This window comes from Micromonospora sp. NPDC005291 (genome assembly GCF_040607415.1).
Taxonomy (GTDB): domain Bacteria; phylum Actinomycetota; class Actinomycetes; order Mycobacteriales; family Micromonosporaceae; genus Micromonospora.
Genome location: NZ_JBEXGR010000002.1, coordinates 474,536 through 491,004, shown reverse-complemented (window position 1 = coordinate 491,004; position 16,469 = coordinate 474,536). Strand labels below are relative to the sequence as shown.

Below are 16,469 nucleotides of genomic sequence, written 5' to 3'. Positions count from 1 at the left end.
TCGTGATGACGAATAAAACACGAGGAAACCGCACACTGCTGGCGGCTGCGCTGGCGGCATCGGTGCTGCTGGGCGCGGCCGGCTGCGCCCGCGAGGGTGGTGGCGAGGCCAGCAAGGACTCCGGCGTGGCGCATGTGGTCTGCGGGGCCACCGAGGAATGGTGTGCGGCGACCACGAAGAAATTCACCGAGTCGACCGGCGTGAAGGCCGACTTCGTGCGGCTCTCCAGCGGCGAGGCGCTGGCGCGCATCAAGGCCGGTAAGGGCAACGCCGAGTTCGACGTCTGGTACGGCGGGCCCGCCGACGGATATGCCTCCGCCGGCGACGAGGGGCTCCTGGAGCCCTACGTCTCGCCGAACGCCAGTGTCATCCCGGACAAGTACAAGGACCCGCAGGGCACCTGGACCGGCGTTTACGTCGGCGCCCTGGGCTTCTGCAGCAACAACAAGCTGCTGGCGGAGCGGGGCCTGGAGGTTCCCGACTCGTGGACGGACCTGCTCGACCGGAAACTCGCGAAGGACATCGGCATCGCGCACCCGTCGACGTCGGGCACCGCGTACACGGCGCTCTGGACGCAGGTGCAGTTGGCCGGCGGCGACGAGACCAAGGCGTTGGACTACATGCGCAAGCTGCACCCGAACGTGCTGCAGTACACCAAGTCGGGTTCGGCCCCCGGTCAGATGACGGCCCGCGGTGAGGTCGCGGTCGGGATCATCTTCGCGCACGACTGCGTGGCCACCATGGAGGCGGGCTTCCCCGACCTGAAGGTGAGCTTCCCGACGGAGGGCACCGGGTACGAGACCGGCGGTGTCGCCCTGGTGACGAACGCCAAGAACCCGACCAGCGCCCGCAAGTTCGTCGACTGGGCCCTCACCACCGAGGCCCAGGAGGTCGGCCCGAGCGTCAAGGCGTACCAGTTCCCGACGAACCCGAACGCGAAGGTCTCGGAGAAGGTCGTCCCGCTCGCCGGCATCAAGATGGTGGAGTACGACGCGGTGGCGGCCGGTAAGGCGAAGTCGGCGCTCAACAAGCGGTTCGACACCGAGGTTGCGCAGGCGCCGAAGTCATGACCCTCTTGTCGGCTGATCCCGGGGTGGTCACACCCACCCCACCCGAGGTGATCGCGCCCCGACGGCGGCGCCGTCGGCTCGGCGCAGGGCTGCGGGTCCTGGTCGGGGTCTGCGCGGCGGTGGTGGTGCTCGGTGCGGCGGTCCCGCTCGTGGCGGTGCTGGCCACGGCCTTCGCGCCGGACGCGCTGCCCCGGTACGTCGAGTTCTTCACCTCCTCCGTCGACCTGGGCATCCTGCGTAACACGTTGGTGCTCGGGGCGCTGGTCGGGTTCTTCGGTACCGCCCTGGGGTTCCTGTTCGCGTTCGTCCAGGCCCGACTGGACGTGCCAGGTAAGAAGATCCTGCACGTCATCGCCCTGATGCCGATCGTCAGCCCACCGTTCGCGGTGGCTACCGCCACGGTGGTGCTGTACGGCCGGCGCGGTGTGATCAGCAACGGCGTGTTCGGGCTGGAGTACGACATCTACGGCCTCGACGGCCTGGTGATCGTGTTGTCGCTGTCGCTGTTCCCGGTGGCGTACCTGGGCCTGCTCGGCATGATGCGGGGCCTGGATCCGGCGCTGGAGGAGGCGGCGATGAACATGGGCGCCAGCCGCTGGCAGATCATGCGCCGGGTGATCCTGCCGCTGCTGGCTCCGGGGCTCGTCGCCCCGTTCCTGCTGCTGTTCGTGGAGGCCATCGCCGACCTTGCCAATCCGCTGGTGCTCGGTGGTGACTACACGGTGCTGGCCAGCCGCGCCTACCTGGCGGTCACCGGTGAGTACGACACCACCAGCGCCGCCGTCTACTGCGTGATCCTGCTGGTGCCGTCCCTGGCCATGTACTTCGGCCAGCGGTGGTGGCTCAACCGCAAGGTGCGCACCACCATCACCGGTCGACCGTCCGGTTCCGTGCATCTGGTCACCGGCTGGAGCCGGTGGCCGGTGTACGCCCTGGCGCTGTTCGCCGCCGCGATCATCGTGAGCATCTACAGCACGGTCATCCTCGGCTCGGTGACCAAGGTGTTCGGCGTGGACAACACGTTCACTCTCGAGTACCTCAAGGAGGTACTTGTCGGGGTGGGAGTGGAGGCCGTCCTCGACACGTTGACCTTCGCGGTCATCGCCACTCCGATCGCCGCCATCCTCGGACTGGTCATCGCCTGGCTGGTGGTTCGCCACCTGCGCCGTACCGCCTGGCTGCTTGACCTCGGCGGCACGTTGGGTGTCGCCGTGCCGGGCACCGTGCTGGGCATCGGCTTCGTCCTCGCCTACCGGCCGGAGCGGTACATCGGCGACTACCTGGTGTTCCCCAGCCTGGTGGGCGGCAGCGCCGTCGCCGCTGGCGCGGCGGCCATCGTCGTGGCGTACGTGATCCGTAGCGTGCCGGCGGGGCAGCGGACGGCGGTCGGTGCGCTGACACAGTTGCATCCGCAGATCGAGCAGGCGTCGACCGACCTCGGTGCCAACTCGCTGCAGACGTTCCGTTGGGTGACCCTGCCGTTGATCAAGCCGGCCCTGCTCACCGGGCTCAGTTACAGCTTCGCCCGCAGCATGACCTCCGTGTCGACCATCGTGCTGCTGGTCACCCCCGAAACGAAGATCATCACCTCGCAGGTGCTCAGCGCCGCGAGCACCGGCCGGTACGGGGTGGCATTCGCCTACTGCACGGTGCTGACCGCGCTCGTCCTGGTCGCCTTCGCGATCATCCGACTGCTCGTCGGTGGGGGCGTCGCACTGCACCGCACCGCCAAGTCTGAAAGGTCCAAATGATGACCGTCGCCGCGCCCGCCGAGGCCGCTGCGCTCGCACTCGCCGGACGTGGTGAGGCCAGCACCGGACGCCTGCAACTCGAGGGTCTGACCAAGCGTTTCCGGAGCCGTACGGGGGACGTCACCGCAGTCGACAGCGTCTCGCTCGACGTCCTGCCGGGGGAGTTCATCACCCTGCTGGGCCCGTCGGGCTGCGGCAAGACCACCACGCTGCGCATGGTGGCCGGTTTCGAGGACGCCACGAGCGGGAGCATCCTGCTCGACGGCAAGGCCATCGACGACATGCCGCCGCAGCGTCGACCGATGGCGATGGTGTTCCAGAGCTACGCCCTGTTCCCCCACATGACCGTCGCGGAGAACATCTCGTACGGCCTGCGGCTACAGCGGCGTAGCAAGGCCGACATCGCCGAGGGAATGCGGATGGCGGTGACCAGCATGAACCTCGTCGGCCTGGAGAACCGCAGCCCGCACGAGCTCTCCGGCGGCCAGCAGCAGCGGGTCGCGTTGGCCCGGGCACTGGTGGTCCAGCCGAAGGTGCTGTTGTTCGACGAGCCGCTGTCGAACCTGGACGCGAAGCTGCGCGACGCCATGCGGGCCGAGATCCGCCGCATCCAGAAGATGTTCGGGATCACCAGCATCTACGTCACCCACGACCAGGACGAAGCGATGAGCATGTCCGACCGGATCGTGGTGATGAACAAGGGCAAGGTCGAGCAGGTGGCGACGCCCGGCGAGATCTACGCCCGCCCGGCCAGTGTCTTCGTGGCGGACTTCATCGGTCGAGCCAACTTCATCGAGACGGTGCCGGAGAGCATCGCCGACGGTGAGGCGACGGTGACGGTGCTCGGCCGGCGGCTGAGCGTGCCCGCCCACTCGACGGTGACGGCCGGATCGGTGGACGCGTACCTCATGGTCCGTCCCGAGACGGTGACGTTGTCCCCGGTCACCGACGGTGGGACCGGCATGGGCGTGGTGCTGCGGTCGACGTTCCACGGACCGAGCATCGACTACGAGGTGGAGACGACCGGCGGCACCGTCACGGTGACCGAGTCGGGCAAGGACTCCCGGGAGGCACTGGCCGAGGGCACCCACGTGGACGTGGCCATCGCTGCGGACCGGGCGTACCTGCTCAACCGGGAATGAGCCTGTGGCGGCCCGCCGGCCATCCACGCATTGTCGGCGGGCCGTCACTACGAGTCAATTGATGGATCAAGGTTCGCGGCGGGGGAGTGATTGGCACAAGCCAGCAGCACACGGAGCAGACCCCGGGCCGATGAGGTGGGCCGGGCGGTACAGCCGTCCAGGCAGAGTCGACACTGGTGACGGGGCGCACCGGCGCAAGAGCGGTGCGGCAACGGCGCCACCCGCGCCGTGCCCCTTCCAGTTGATGCCATCCCGACTTTCGGCGCCTGGTGGACTCGTTGTCCAAGCGGAGCCGGCCTGGCTGGACAACATCGGCATACGCCCGAAGCAGGCCGTCATGCTCGGGAGGACGAGAGCGCTTCCGCGATCATTCGATGGCCCTGGGCTTCGAATGGTTCGTCGCCCACTCGGTGGGCCCAGACGGCCGTGCCTATCGCCGCGCGGACCCGGTCGCGGCGCCACGCGCCCGCCTCACGGGGATCGGCCCCGTACCCGTCTAAGAACGCCGTTTCGAGGTTCGGGTTGCGGCTGAAGTCCTGGACGGCCAGCCGGGCGAAATCCGTGGATGCGGGACGCATGGCCGCACGCCCGAAGTCGATGATGCCGACGACGTCGTGGTGGACGAGCCAGTTTCGGGGCTGCCAGTCCCCATGGGTGGGTACCAGGGCCGCGGGCGGCGTCGACCAGGTCGCGATCTCGGTTCGTAGCCGCTCCGCGGTGGCCGAGGCGATCCGGTGTGGTTGGCGGAGCCACGCCAGTGACTTCTCGTTCTCGCGCCCCTCGTAGTCGTCGTCCACGACGACACTCTGCGCGTGCAACAGGGCCAGCAACTCGCCCGCCTGCCGATAGACGGCCGGGTCGTCGGCGTACGTGCTGCCGAACACCGGTTCACCAGGCAGGTACCGGGTCACCAGGATCTTCGCGTCCGCGTTGCCGTGCGCCAGAGTCGGAGCGCATCCCCTGCTGGTCCAAGGGCGCAACCAGTTGAGGTGGGCATGGAGTTCCCGCTGGATGTGGTGGTCGTCCGCGCCGCCGGCCTTGACGATGAATCGTGATCCGGAGCGGGTCATCTCGACGACGGTGGTCGTCGTCAAGCCCCAACTGTGGTCCCTCTCGACGGTCGCGTTCGGCAACCACTGGTCCACCAACGCCCGCTGCTGCGGGGAGAGGTCCCCGAGCGCAGCGGTCACGGCCGGAATTATACGACTGAGCGCGGTGACTCTTTGGGGGATACAGTCAGCCGCCATCAAGTCCCCTGATCGAGGAGAGTTCCATGTCAATCCAGGCATTTCTCTACGTCGTCGCCGTCATTCTCATCGTGCTCGCCGCCCTGCCGCTGCCCACCCGGGGCGTCTCGCTCGCGCTTCTCGGTGCGGCCTGCGCCCTGCTCGCCTACGCCTGGCCGGTGATCACCAACTGATGTCCGGGTGGGCCACCCGTGCGCGGGCGTTGCCCGCCCGAGTCGCCAGATGCCGCCCGATGAAGGCGAGGTCGGCTGGATTCATCTGCTCGCGGCTGCCGAGCAGCCCGATGTGCAGCTCCGCGACGGACGCGTACGCCTGCCGAACGTTGATCCTGTCCGCCCCGGCACTGCACGAGTCACCGGAGCGGGTGCGTACGTCCATGAAGGTCTGCACCCTCGTCGACGACCTGCCCCCCTGCTCCGGCCGTGGCGCGCCCGCCTCCACTCAACCGTGAAACTACCCGGCTGCGGTCGTGCGGCGGTCACCACGGCGAGCGACACGACAGGACGGTCGCTGCGTTACGCCCGTTTGTCGGACCGGCACGTTGGGAACAGAAAGACCATGGCGAATGAACGGGTCAAGTCTGTCGGTGGCTACCTCATGCGATTTCTCGGCGGAGTGGCAGTCATCATTGGCCTTCTGGGGATCTTCTCCAGTCTGGCTGAGGGCAATCTCGTCGGGATCATCCTCTGCGTCGTCTTCATTGCCGGCGGGGCGTTCATGCTCAAGCGCTCGGGTGGGGCCAGCCCGTCCACGACAGGCAGCACTCGCTGAGGCCCGAACGGCCAGGGACTGTTCAGCGTCCAAGCTGGTCGCGCGAGCGACCGCCTTCTGCCTCGAAGCCGGCCGGCTTTGTGTCCTCTCGTCGCGTCACAAGCGCGGCGGCATTGTCGTCGCGTGGCAGGGAATCCGCCACCAGCTCCGTTCATGCCCCCACACCCTCGCGCTCGCCCGGCAGCCGGCTGGTCAACGGGTCGGGGCTCCGATTGCCGATGTTGTAAGCGCCAAACTCTATGGCGCTTGGCCCTGCCACGCCGGGGTGGACCGGGCAACTGTCCCCTGTTCGCGGGGCTTGGCCGCGTCCCCACAGCGCGCGGATGATCCGGGGCAGCTACACAACGGCGAGCCGAGCGCGGAGCAGCATGACTGGGGCAACGAGAACCGAATATCCGACCGGGCCGGACGTCGAGCACCGTGCGTCCGAGGAGCTCAGCCAGCGCAGCCAGTTCGTCCGGGCCTTCGTCGAGCACGCGGCCGCGCGCCCGGCGAGTGAGCGGATGACCGTCCGGCTGCCGACGCTGATCACCGTGACCGCGCTGGTAGCGGTGGGCGCCGTCGTCGTCGGAGTGTTCTGGAACCTGCTCAAACCGATCAGCCCCGCCCAGAAGGCGGCCTTCAAGGGCAAGGCGCCGGCCAGCTCCGCCCCGCCGCCGGTCACGGGCTTCACCGCGGTCGCCGGCTGGGACTGCGAGGCGCGTGCCGACCGCGGTTTCGACGCCCAGGGCCGCACGGGGGAGTGGCGGACGATCGGCGCCGGCGGCTGGAAGGAGGACGGCTGCCGCGGCACGTCCGCGACGCTGCCCCTGCCCACCGCGGAGCAGACCGGAGCGCAGACGTCGACATGGTCGTTCAGCACCGGCGAGCGCATCACCTCCTGCCAGGTCAGCGTCTATGTGCCGGCGGTGCCCGGAACCACACTCGCCAACCGCGTCAAGTACACGATCACCACCGGCACCTCCGGCACGGCGTACGCCAACTTCACCATCGACCAGCACAAGGCCGCCGGCACCTGGGTGGGCGCCGGCACCTTCCCGGTAAACCGCAACCAGATCGCCGTGCGGCTCGACGCGAAGGACGCCTCCGGAGCCAAGCAGGCGCGGATCGTCCTGGCCCAGACGCGGGTGAACTGTGCGTCCTGAGGTGGCCGCGGCCAAGATCGAACGGGTCTCCACCCGGGCGTGGAGCCGGCACCGCACGATCAGTGCGGCCGTGCGCGCCGCCAAGCCGGGCACGGTCGTGGCGGTGGCGGCCGGCACCTACCGCGAGTGCCTCGTGCTGGACGGCACGGTCACCGTCATGGCAGAGAACGCGGACGGTCTGGTCGAGCTGGTCGCGGCCGAAGGGCCTGCCCTGCTGGTACGCGCCGGCACGTGCACCGCGCGCGGCCTGACGATCCGCGGCGATGTCACAGTCACCTCCGGGCACCTGAACCTGGAGGACTGCCGGGTCGACGCCGGGTCGGTGCAGCTCACCGGCCGTGCCACGGCCCGGCTGACCGGCTGCTCGGTGGACGGCGCGGAGGACGTCGCGGTGGGCGTGGCCGACGGGGCCAGGCTCGATGCGGAACGGCTGCGGGTGACCGGAGCAGCGGTGGCCGCGACCGGGTCGGCCGTGCTCACCCTCACCGACGCCGTGCTCACCGACACCCCGGGGGTCGCGGTCCGCCTCGCCGGGTCCGCCTCGGCCGTGCTCACCGGTTGCGACATCGGCGGAGCCGCCGACGCCGGCGTGGAGGTCCGCGACGCCAGCGTGCTGCGCCTGTCCGGCAGCCAGGTGCACGACGTCGGCGGCGACGGCGTCCGCGTGCTCGGCAACCTGCCCGGCGACCGCGTCTGGTGGGCGTCCGTGCGGCCCGGCCGCGCCGACGACCACGAGATCGCCGAGCCGCCGGAGGGCGCCGGCGTCGTCGTGCGTAACTGCGAGATCAGCCGCACCGGCGCGGCCGGGCTCGTCGCCGGCGGCACCTCCGGCACGCTGCTGGTGGACAGCACCGTCAGCCGGGCCGGCACCGCCGGGGTGCTGGCCGCCCAGCACAGCCTGCTGGGCGTACGCAATTCCACAGTGACCGACAGCGTGCAGACCGGGCTCGTCCTGCGCGACGACGCCGAGGTTCGCTGGACCGGCGGCGCGCTGAGAACCGCTGCCGCCAACGGCGTCTTCGCGGTCGGCGCCAGCCGGCTGCTGATGCGCGACAGCGCCGTGACCACCTGCGGATTCACCGCGGTGCACCTGACCGGCACGGCGGCGGTCACCCTGCTCGGCGTCACCGTCGAGGGCACCTCCGAGCTGGGGGTGCGCGCTTCCGGTGCGGCGATCCTGCATGTGCGCGGCGGCCGGGTCGAGCGGGCCGCGCTGGGCGGCATCCAGATCGACGACACCGCCGACGCCCAGCTGCGGGGGCTGACCGTGGCCGGGTGTCACACCGGCGTGCGGATCGACACCCCGCACCGGCCGCTGCTGCAGGACTGCGTCATCCGCGACATCGCCCAGACCGGAGTGGAGGTCGCGGCCGGTGCCGCGCCGACGATCACGCGGACCGTCGTACGCGGCTGCGGCGCCGCCGGCATCTTCATCGATATCGACGCCGAGCCGATGCTCGACGACTGCGAGGTCGCCGAGATCGGTGGCAGTGGGGTAGCCGTCTGGACCGGCGCGCGCCCGTCGATGCGGCGACTGACGGTCACCGACACGAAGAAGAACGGCATCTACTTCGGAACGGGCGCGCACGGCAGCATCGCCGACTCGACGTTCTCCCGGACCGGGTATCCCGCCGTCTACATCGGCGACGACGCCGACCCGGCGTTCCACAGGTGTGCGGTACACGAAGCCGACGAGGACGTCAGCCAGGGTGACCGGGCGTCGGCGACCTTCACCGAATGTCACAGCTCGGGGGTCGGCGCGGCGCGCTGGCCCTCGGTCGCCGTGCCGGCGACGGTCGGTGCCCCGGCGACGGTCGCCACCTCGGCGGCCGGAATCGCCCTCCAGTCCGACGCCGTCGAGCTGCAGCCGCTCCTCGACCAACTCGACGAGCTGATCGGGCTAACCCGCGTCAAGCAGGACGTCGGGACGATGGTCAAGCTGATGCACCTGGTGAAACGGCGCCGCGAGGCCGGCCTGGCACCCCCGCCGATGTCCCGGCACCTGGTGTTCGCCGGCAACCCCGGCACCGGCAAGACGACCGTCGCCCGGCTCTACGGTCAACTGCTCGCCGCGTTGGGCATGCTCAGCAGCGGCCACCTCGTCGAGGTCGACCGCGGCATGCTCGTCGGCGAGTACGTCGGGCACACCGCACCCAAGACCCAGGCCGCGTTCGAGCGCGCGCTCGGCGGGGTGCTGTTCATCGACGAGGCGTACGCGCTGGTGCCCGAGGGGCAGGGCGGCGACTTCGGCCGCGAGGCGATCTCCACGCTGGTCAAGCTCATGGAGGACCACCGCGAGGAGGTCGTCGTCATCGTGGCCGGCTACCCCGACCTGATGCGCCACTTCATCGCTGCCAACCCGGGTCTGTCGTCCCGGTTCTCGCGCACCCTGACCTTCGACGACTACTCCGAGGTCGACATGGTCCGGATCGTCGCTAAACAGGCCAAGGACCACGACTACCGGCTCTCCGACGGCGCCCGGGACCGAGTGGCCGAGTTCTTCGCCACTGTCGACCGCGGCGAAGGCTTCGGCAACGGCCGGTACGCGCGCAAGGTCTTCCAGGCGATGACCGAGCAGCACGCCGGGCGCATCAGCACCCTTGACAATCCCACGGACGAACAGCTCAGCACGCTGGAAGCCGCCGACCTGACCGACGTCGACTTCGACGTCCGAGGCTGAGGAGCCTGATGAGCCGCCTGGCCTTCCACCGGCCCGCCCGAATGCTGTTGCCACAGCTGCCGGAGCAGACTGTGACCCTGCCCAGCCCGCCCGAACCGCCCCAGGACAACCAGGCGAACTCCGCGTGGACGCTGGTTCTGCCGCTGCTGAGCAGCGTCGGCATGGCCGCGTACATGATCACGTTTGGCAAACCCGCGCTGATCATCATCGGTGTGCTGTTCTTCCTGACCTCCGCCGGCGCCGTCATCGCGATGCGGATGCAGCAGCGCAGCAACAACGGCCGCACCGCCCGCAAGCAGCGCATCCGCTACCGTAGGCACCTCGCGCTGGCCCGCGACCAGGCCCGCGAGGTCGCCCAGGCCCAGCGGACTGTCGCGACGCTCGCCGACCCCGACCCGCGGCGGCTCTGGTCGATCAGCATCAACCGGCATCGCGTGTGGGAACGACGCCAGGAAGACGCCGACTTCCTGCGGGTCCGGATCGGGCACGGCACGGTACGGCTGGCCACCCCGATCGAGCTCGACCCCAAGATGGACCCGCTGGGCGATTACGACTGGGACTCCATGCAGGCGGCACACCGGCTGATCGACCGGATGGGCTACCTCGACAACCAGCCGATGACCATCGACGTCGGCAACGCCGGAGTCATCAGCGTCCTCGGCGAGCCGGCCCACACCGATCTGCTGACCCGGGCCCTGCTGTGCCAGATCGCGGTCCTGCACGCCCCCGACGACGTCACCCTGGTGGTCGAGACCGGCGGCGCCGACCACTGGGAATGGGCCAAGTGGTTGCCGCACACCTTCGAGCCGGACGCCCGCAGTGACAGCGGATCGGTGTCGCTGGTCGCCGAGGACCCCGACGTCCTGACCGCCTTCCTGCAGGCCGAACTCATCCGGCGCACCGAACTCCAGACCACCCGGCGCAATGGGTTCAGTGGCGATCGCCCCGCCACCAAGCAGCGGCGGTTGGTAGTGCTCTTCACCGGATTCGCGCCATTCTCCGAATGGGGTCGCTCCGACCTGATGGCCGCCCTGCTCGCCGGGGCAGGGCCCCAGCTCGGCCTCACTCTGATCTTCTGCGGCGACCGGGAGCTGGACGAACCCAGCCGGGTCGACCTGCGGATCCGCTTCGACGACGCCGGGAATGTGGTCACCGAAGGACGCCGCGAACTGGTCGTCACCCCGGCGTTGCGCTGCCGCCCCGACGACGTGTCGCCGTTGCTGGCCGAGCTCATCGCGCGCAACCTCGCACCGCTGCGGCTCAGCGACGAACGCGACCAGGTCCTCACCCGCACCCGCTCGCTCAGCGAGATGATCCTCGGCACGGACCCCGGTCGCGGCGACGTCACCAGCCGATGGGTCACCGCCGGCGACCCGCGGATGCTGCGTGCACCGATCGGGGTGGACGGCGACGGCCAGACCGTCGTGCTTGACATCAAGGAATCCGCGCAGGGCGGCTCCGGGCCGCACGGCCTGATCGTCGGCGCCACCGGATCCGGCAAGAGCGAACTGCTGCGTACGATGGTCACCGGCCTCGCGCTGACGCACTCGCCGGAGCTTCTCAGCTTCGTCCTCATCGACTTCAAGGGCGGTGCGGCGTTCGCGCCGCTGCAAGGCCTGCCCCACGTCTCCGGGCTGATCACCAACCTCGCCGACGACGCCGCCATGATCGACCGGGTGCTCGCCGCCCTCATGGGCGAACAGCAGCGCCGTCAGCGGATCCTGCGTGACGCCGGCAACTTCGACACCGTCCGCGAATACCAGATGCGCCGCGCGGCCGGCGCCGAGGCAGCCGACGGCACCCCGCTCGAACCGCTGCCCACGCTGCTCATCGTGGTCGACGAGTTCGGCGAGCTGCTCTCCGGGCGCCCCGAGTTCGCCGAGCTGTTCGTCCAGATCGGCCGTGTCGGCCGCAGCCTCGGCATGCACCTGCTCATGGCCACCCAACGGCTCGAGGAGGGCAAGCTGCGCGGACTGGACTCGCACCTGTCCTACCGGATCTGCCTGCGCACCTTCAGCGCCGCCGAGAGCCGAACGGTCATCGGCACCACCGACGCATACAAACTCCCCCCGATCCCCGGCTCGGCGTACCTGAAAGTGGACGAGTCGATCTACCAGCGGTTCCGGGTCGCCCACGTCTCCGCCCCCTACGTCAGCGCGGAGGAACGGTTCAGCGCCGGCCGCGGCGACGGCGCGCTGCTGCCGTTCGACCTGCGCACCTACACCTCGATCGCGCAGGAGACCGACGAGCCGGAACTCAGCGCCCGGCCCGGCCCGACCGAGCTGAAGATCGTGGTGGACCGGCTGACCTCGGTCACCAGCCCCGCGCACCAGGTGTGGCTGCCGCCGCTGCCCGCTGCGCTCGCCCTCGACCACCTGATCGGCCGGCCCTCCGTCCAGGAGAAACGCGGCTACTCCGCGCACGTCTGGCCGCTGTCCGGGCGCCTCGCCGTGCCGATCGGCCTGCTCGACCTGCCAATCAGACAGGACCAGGAAACGCTGGTCATGGACTTCGGCGGCGCGCACGGGCACCTCGCCGCCGTCGGCGCGCCACGGACCGGGCGCAGCTCGCTCCTGCGCACGATCATGCTCGCCGGAATGCTCACCCACACCCCCGAGGAGATGCGGTTCTACTGCATCGACTTCGGCGGCGGGACACTTCACCCGTACGCGGCGGCACCGCACGTCGGCACGGTCGCCGGTCGCGCCGAACCCGAACTGGTCAGCCGCACCTTCGCCGAGATGCGCGCACTGATCGTCGAACGGGAACGCACCATGCGCGCCAAGGGCATCGAGACCTTTGCAGACCTCGACGCCCCGCACGTCTTCCTGATGATCGACAACTGGGGTGCGCTGCGCACCGAGTTCGAGGGCGCCGAGGCCGCGGTCAACGAGATCGCCGCGCGCGGCCTGGGCGCCGGAGTGCACCTGGTGCTCACCTCCGGACGCTGGAACGACATCCGGCCCGCCCTGCGCGACAGCATCGGCACCCGCATGGAGCTGCGCCTCAACGACCCCAGTGAATCCGACGTCAACCGCCGCATCGCTGCCCGGGTGCCCTCCGGGGTACCGGGCCGCGGCATCAGCGCACCGGGCATCTTCTTCCAGCTCGTGCTGCCCCGCCTCGACGGCGTCGACTCCGCGGACGGGCTGCGCGAAGCCCAGGAGGACATCATCGCCCGGATCGCCGAGCACTGGACCGGTCCCGCGGCACCCCCGGTCCGGCTGCTGCCACAGCGCATCACCGTCACCGAACTGCCCGCCCTGGCCGCCGCCACCCCCGAGACCGTGCCGATCGGCGTCGCCGAGAACGACCTGCGCACCGTCGGGCTCGACCTCACCACCGGCGAACCGCACTTCCTCATCTACGGCGACGCCGGGTCCGGCAAGAGCACCCTCTTGCGTACGTGGCTGACCGGGCTCACCGAACGCATTTCCCCGTACGACATGCGGGTGGTCCTCTTCGACTACCGCCACTCGCTCATGGACGCCGTGGGACCCGACCACCTCGGGGCGTACGCCGGTGACGCCGAGAGCGCACAGGTCTACGTCCAGAACGTCGTCGACAAACTCAAGGAACGGATCCCGCCGCCCGGCATCACCCCCGCCCGGCTCAAAGCCCGCGACTGGTGGGAAGGAACGGAAATCTACGTCGTCGTCGACGACTACGACCTGCTCGCCGGCGGCCCGCAGGCGGTGCTCGCCCCGCTCGTACCGTTCATCCCGCAGGCCCGCGAGGTCGGCCTGCACCTCGTCCTCGCCCGCCGGGTCGCCGGCATGGTCCGCTCCGGAATGTCCGACCAGCTCGCCAGCCGCATCCGCGACATGGGTTGCGGCGGCATCGTACTCTCCGGCGACCACCGCGAAGGCGTCATCCTCGGCGACGAACGCGCCGCCCAGCGCCCGCCCGGCCGCGGCGTCCTGGTCCGGCGCGGCCACCCCAACCAGCTCATCCAGACCGCCGTTCCCGTGCCGGCGCTCGAACCCGTCAACTGAAAGGCCGTCGCATGGCGAACGAACACACCCGTGTCACCGTGGTGGGCACCTACCGCAGCGTCGACATCGCCCTGCCGTCGCTCAGCCCGGTGGGGGAATACACCCCACGCCTCGCCGAGATCTGCGGCCAGGACGGCTCCGACCAGCTACCACCCGTCTGGTCACTGGCCCGCGCCGACACCGGGCCGTTCGCCCTCGACACCGCACTGCTGCAGGCCGGCGTCGTCGATGGCGAGGTGCTCTACCTGTACGACCTCGCGGGGGGCACGATCGACGTCCCCGACGTCAAAGACATCGACGAGGCCGTCGCCGAGGAAACCGAACAGCTACGCCGCGACACCGTCCACCCCGGGCCCGTCGTGCTCGCCCTTGGCCTCATCCTGCTGATCGCGGCGGCCGTCCTGCTCTCGCTGCGTTACCGCACCGACACCGGCGCGGCAGTGGGGCTCACCGTCGTCGGCATGGCCCTGCTCGGCACCGCCTGGGGTCTGCGCCAACGGCAGACCGCGGTGCCGGTCGGCCTCGTGCTGACCGTCGCGCTCACCGCCGTACCCTGCCTCGCCGGCGCCGGTCTGCTCATCGCCCGCGGCCTCGGCGGCAGCGGCTGGGCCTGGGGCGGCGCCGCCATCGGCGCCAACACCGCGATGCTCATGGTGATCGCGATGCTGCCCGAAACGATCTTCGTCGCGGCCGAGGTCTCTCTGCTCGTGGGGTGTCTGACCGTCGCCCTCACCGCCGGCCTGGAAGCCGATGGTGTCGAATCCGCCGCGATCGCCGCCACGGTCGCCACCGGAATGCTGGCCCTCGGCCGCCGCCTCGCCGCCCTCATCACGGCCTGGACGCCCGTGCGGCCCATCCCCGAGCTCGTGCACACTTCGGCCCGGATCCTGCCCGTCGTGCTGGCCGGTCCGGCCCTCACCCTCGCCGTGGCCGTGCCCGTGCTGGCCCTCTCCGGACGCCGGTTCGCCGTGATCCTCGCCGTCTTCATCTGCATCGCCGTCGCCGCCCGGGCACGCGGGGCGGCGTTCACCACCGAGCTCTACCTGCTCGGCGGGGCGGCAACCATCGGCGTCTTCGGGCTGCTGGTCGCGGCAGCGCGCGCGTTCGCCACCTCCGGCGGTGCGGCAGCGTTCATCCTGCTCGGGGCGGGACTGCTCGTCGTCGCGGCCGGAGTCGCGATGAGCGTGTTCATCCCGCCGGCCAAACCACACGGACCCGGCCCCAAACCGCCGATCCGTCGCAGCCGCGCCGAAGCGCTCGGCGTCCTCGCGGCGATCGTCATCGCGCCGCTGACCATGGGCGTCTTCGGCGTCTTCGGCCACCTGATGATGGTGGGACGCACGATCTTCTAGCGCCTCTAGCTCTTCACGGACGTCAAGTGGCCGAGCTCGATCGCGCGGCGGGTCAGCTCGGCCTTGTTGTTGGCGTTCAGTTTCGCGCGGATCCGCTTCGCGTACGTGTTGACCGTCGCCTGGGAAAGGCCCATCCGCGTGGCGATCTGCGAGTGCGTGAAGCCGGACGCAATCCATCGCAAGGTCTCGACCTCGCGCGGTGCGAGCCCGCCCTGCTCGTCGAGGGGAGAACCCGGCAATTCGGCCGGGAACCGGTCCGCCAGCCGCGGGCACAGGTAGAAACCACCCTGCGCGGTCACCCGCATAGCCTCCCGCACCGCCTCCTGCTCCGCGAGTCGGCTCACGCAGCCGCGCGCCCCCGCCCGGACCGCCGCCATCAGCCCCGGGCGGCCCGTCCAGTCGGCGCTGACGAGCAGATGCCCGAACGGCGCGGCCCCGCGGACCAGCCCCAGCGTCGACGCATCCGGCTCCGCCGCATCCAGAATCACCAAGTCGTACGTCGCACCGGCCGGCAGATGCGTCAGCGCAGCCACCGCCGCAAGCACCCGCAGATCCGGATCGTCGCCGGCCAGCTTTTCCAGGCCGGCTCGCCAGATCGGCTGATCCGCCACGACAGCGACTTCGAACATTGCTACCTCCCAGGCCAGGTCCCGCCTTAGAACGGTTGAAAGCCCGCGCCGGTTCGAGGACGTCGCAAAGTTCCTCCCAAAACATCCTCCGACGTCCCCGAACAAGTGTCTTGCCGTCTGCTCGGTAATCGCTTCTAGTCTCGAAGCGCATCCCCGCCGCCAGTCGAGGAGATCGACGTGCCCACCGAGACCAGCGCCGACGGCACCGTCGTCGATTACGACAGCAACGGCCGCCCCGTGCGCCAGCAATTCCCCGATGGAACCGTCTTCGACGGCTTCACCGCCGACGGCAAACCCACCCACGCGATCCTCCCGGGAAACCAGGACGTCTCCATCACCTACGGCGGCGACGGCTCCAGCACGTGGTCGTATGCCGATGGCACGAAGGTGTCGCGAGACTCGTCGGGTGCCTTGAGTCACCAGAGCACGTCTGATGGGGCGTCGTTTGATCGGTTCACGGCTGATGGCAGGCCGACGCATGGCAGTGTGCCGGGGGCGGATGGGCAGCCGGCGCAGGATGTGTCGATTGCGTATGGCGGTGATGGGTCGAGTACGTGGTCGTATGCCGATGGCACGAAGGTGTCGCGAGACTCGTCGGGTGCGTTGACCCAGCAGAGCACGTCTGATGGGGCGTCGTTTGATCGGTTCACGGCTGATGGTCGGCCGACGCATGGCAGTGTGCCGGGG

At 69.9% G+C, this 16,469-nt stretch carries 13 protein-coding genes; 10 read left to right on the top strand and 3 right to left on the bottom strand.

The features are described from left to right. Positions 1-5: 5 nt before the first annotated feature. From ABZT18_RS04335 to ABZT18_RS04325, 3 genes are read left to right on the top strand one after another with little or no spacing between them, the layout of a single operon-like run. Positions 6-1,070 carry an ABC transporter substrate-binding protein gene (locus ABZT18_RS04335; RefSeq protein WP_354992357.1) on the top strand — a complete coding sequence of 355 codons (1,065 nt, stop codon included), beginning with the start codon at positions 6-8 and terminating at the stop codon, positions 1,068-1,070. Beyond that, positions 1,067-2,821, top strand: a complete 1,755-nt coding sequence (locus tag ABZT18_RS04330; RefSeq protein WP_354992356.1) for an iron ABC transporter permease — start codon at positions 1,067-1,069, stop codon at positions 2,819-2,821. The genes ABZT18_RS04335 and ABZT18_RS04330 overlap by 4 nt, the downstream gene beginning before the upstream one ends. Next, on the top strand, positions 2,821-3,963 hold the full coding sequence (locus ABZT18_RS04325; RefSeq protein WP_354992355.1) for an ABC transporter ATP-binding protein: 1,143 nt from the start codon (positions 2,821-2,823) through the stop codon (positions 3,961-3,963). The genes ABZT18_RS04330 and ABZT18_RS04325 overlap by 1 nt, the downstream gene beginning before the upstream one ends. A gap of 335 nt (positions 3,964-4,298) precedes the next feature. On the opposite strand, the gene ABZT18_RS04320 is transcribed toward ABZT18_RS04325, so the two are convergent. Continuing rightward, complete coding sequence (locus ABZT18_RS04320; RefSeq protein ID WP_355250410.1) at positions 4,299-5,153, bottom strand: phosphotransferase; 855 nt, start codon at positions 5,151-5,153, stop codon at positions 4,299-4,301. Between the two features lie 83 nt (positions 5,154-5,236). Here ABZT18_RS04320 and ABZT18_RS04315 point away from each other — a divergent pair, with 83 nt between their 5' ends. After that, complete coding sequence (locus tag ABZT18_RS04315; protein WP_238643444.1) at positions 5,237-5,383, top strand: hypothetical protein; 147 nt, start codon at positions 5,237-5,239, stop codon at positions 5,381-5,383. Here the strand turns inward: ABZT18_RS04315 and ABZT18_RS04310 are convergent. Beyond that, the gene (locus ABZT18_RS04310) at positions 5,373-5,588 is read right to left on the bottom strand and encodes a hypothetical protein (protein WP_354992353.1); all 216 of its coding nucleotides are present in this window, start codon (positions 5,586-5,588) and stop codon (positions 5,373-5,375) included. The genes ABZT18_RS04315 and ABZT18_RS04310 overlap by 11 nt on opposite strands. A 180-nt stretch (positions 5,589-5,768) precedes the next feature. On the opposite strand from ABZT18_RS04310, the gene ABZT18_RS04305 reads away from it, so the two are divergent. From ABZT18_RS04305 to ABZT18_RS04285, 5 genes are all read left to right on the top strand, one after another. Beyond that, entirely contained in the window at positions 5,769-5,981 is a 213-nt protein-coding gene (locus ABZT18_RS04305) for a hypothetical protein (protein ID WP_354992352.1), read from the top strand. Positions 5,982-6,349: 368 nt separating this feature from the next. Beyond that, a complete protein-coding gene (locus ABZT18_RS04300; RefSeq protein WP_354992351.1) occupies positions 6,350-7,126 on the top strand; it encodes a hypothetical protein in 777 nt (258 codons plus the stop codon). Further along, positions 7,116-9,806 carry a right-handed parallel beta-helix repeat-containing protein gene (locus ABZT18_RS04295; protein WP_354992350.1) on the top strand — a complete coding sequence of 897 codons (2,691 nt, stop codon included), beginning with the start codon at positions 7,116-7,118 and terminating at the stop codon, positions 9,804-9,806. Before ABZT18_RS04300 ends, ABZT18_RS04295 begins: the two co-directional genes overlap by 11 nt. 8 nt (positions 9,807-9,814) lie before the next feature. Next, positions 9,815-13,801: a type VII secretion protein EccCb gene (gene eccCb / locus ABZT18_RS04290; protein ID WP_354992349.1), complete on the top strand. Its 3,987-nt coding sequence runs from the start codon at positions 9,815-9,817 to the stop codon at positions 13,799-13,801. An 11-nt stretch (positions 13,802-13,812) separates the two neighbouring features. Further along, positions 13,813-15,153, top strand: a complete 1,341-nt coding sequence (locus ABZT18_RS04285; protein ID WP_354992348.1) for an EsaB/YukD family protein — start codon at positions 13,813-13,815, stop codon at positions 15,151-15,153. 5 nt (positions 15,154-15,158) lie between these two features. On the opposite strand, the gene ABZT18_RS04280 is transcribed toward ABZT18_RS04285, so the two are convergent. After that, complete coding sequence (locus ABZT18_RS04280) at positions 15,159-15,782, bottom strand: response regulator transcription factor (RefSeq protein WP_354992347.1); 624 nt, start codon at positions 15,780-15,782, stop codon at positions 15,159-15,161. 177 nt (positions 15,783-15,959) lie between these two features. Here ABZT18_RS04280 and ABZT18_RS04275 point away from each other — a divergent pair. Next, the coding region (locus ABZT18_RS04275) for a hypothetical protein (RefSeq protein ID WP_355250407.1) at positions 15,960-16,469 on the top strand (510 nt) is incomplete at its 3' end.

What these genes read in the sequence shown, in the direction of transcription:
- ABZT18_RS04300 (WP_354992351.1), top strand. Translation starts at nt 6,350, where the DNA reads ATGACTGGGGCAACGAGAACCGAATATCCGACCGGGCCGGACGTCGAG.
- ABZT18_RS04335 (WP_354992357.1), top strand. Translation starts at nt 6, where the DNA reads ATGACGAATAAAACACGAGGAAACCGCACACTGCTGGCGGCTGCGCTG.
- ABZT18_RS04330 (WP_354992356.1), top strand. Translation starts at nt 1,067, where the DNA reads ATGACCCTCTTGTCGGCTGATCCCGGGGTGGTCACACCCACCCCACCC.
- ABZT18_RS04280 (WP_354992347.1), bottom strand. Translation starts at nt 15,782, where the DNA reads ATGTTCGAAGTCGCTGTCGTGGCGGATCAGCCGATCTGGCGAGCCGGC.
- ABZT18_RS04285 (WP_354992348.1), top strand. Translation starts at nt 13,813, where the DNA reads ATGGCGAACGAACACACCCGTGTCACCGTGGTGGGCACCTACCGCAGC.
- ABZT18_RS04305 (WP_354992352.1), top strand. Translation starts at nt 5,769, where the DNA reads ATGGCGAATGAACGGGTCAAGTCTGTCGGTGGCTACCTCATGCGATTT.
- ABZT18_RS04310 (WP_354992353.1), bottom strand. Translation starts at nt 5,588, where the DNA reads ATGGACGTACGCACCCGCTCCGGTGACTCGTGCAGTGCCGGGGCGGAC.
- eccCb (WP_354992349.1), top strand. Translation starts at nt 9,815, where the DNA reads ATGAGCCGCCTGGCCTTCCACCGGCCCGCCCGAATGCTGTTGCCACAG.
- ABZT18_RS04325 (WP_354992355.1), top strand. Translation starts at nt 2,821, where the DNA reads ATGACCGTCGCCGCGCCCGCCGAGGCCGCTGCGCTCGCACTCGCCGGA.
- ABZT18_RS04315 (WP_238643444.1), top strand. Translation starts at nt 5,237, where the DNA reads ATGTCAATCCAGGCATTTCTCTACGTCGTCGCCGTCATTCTCATCGTG.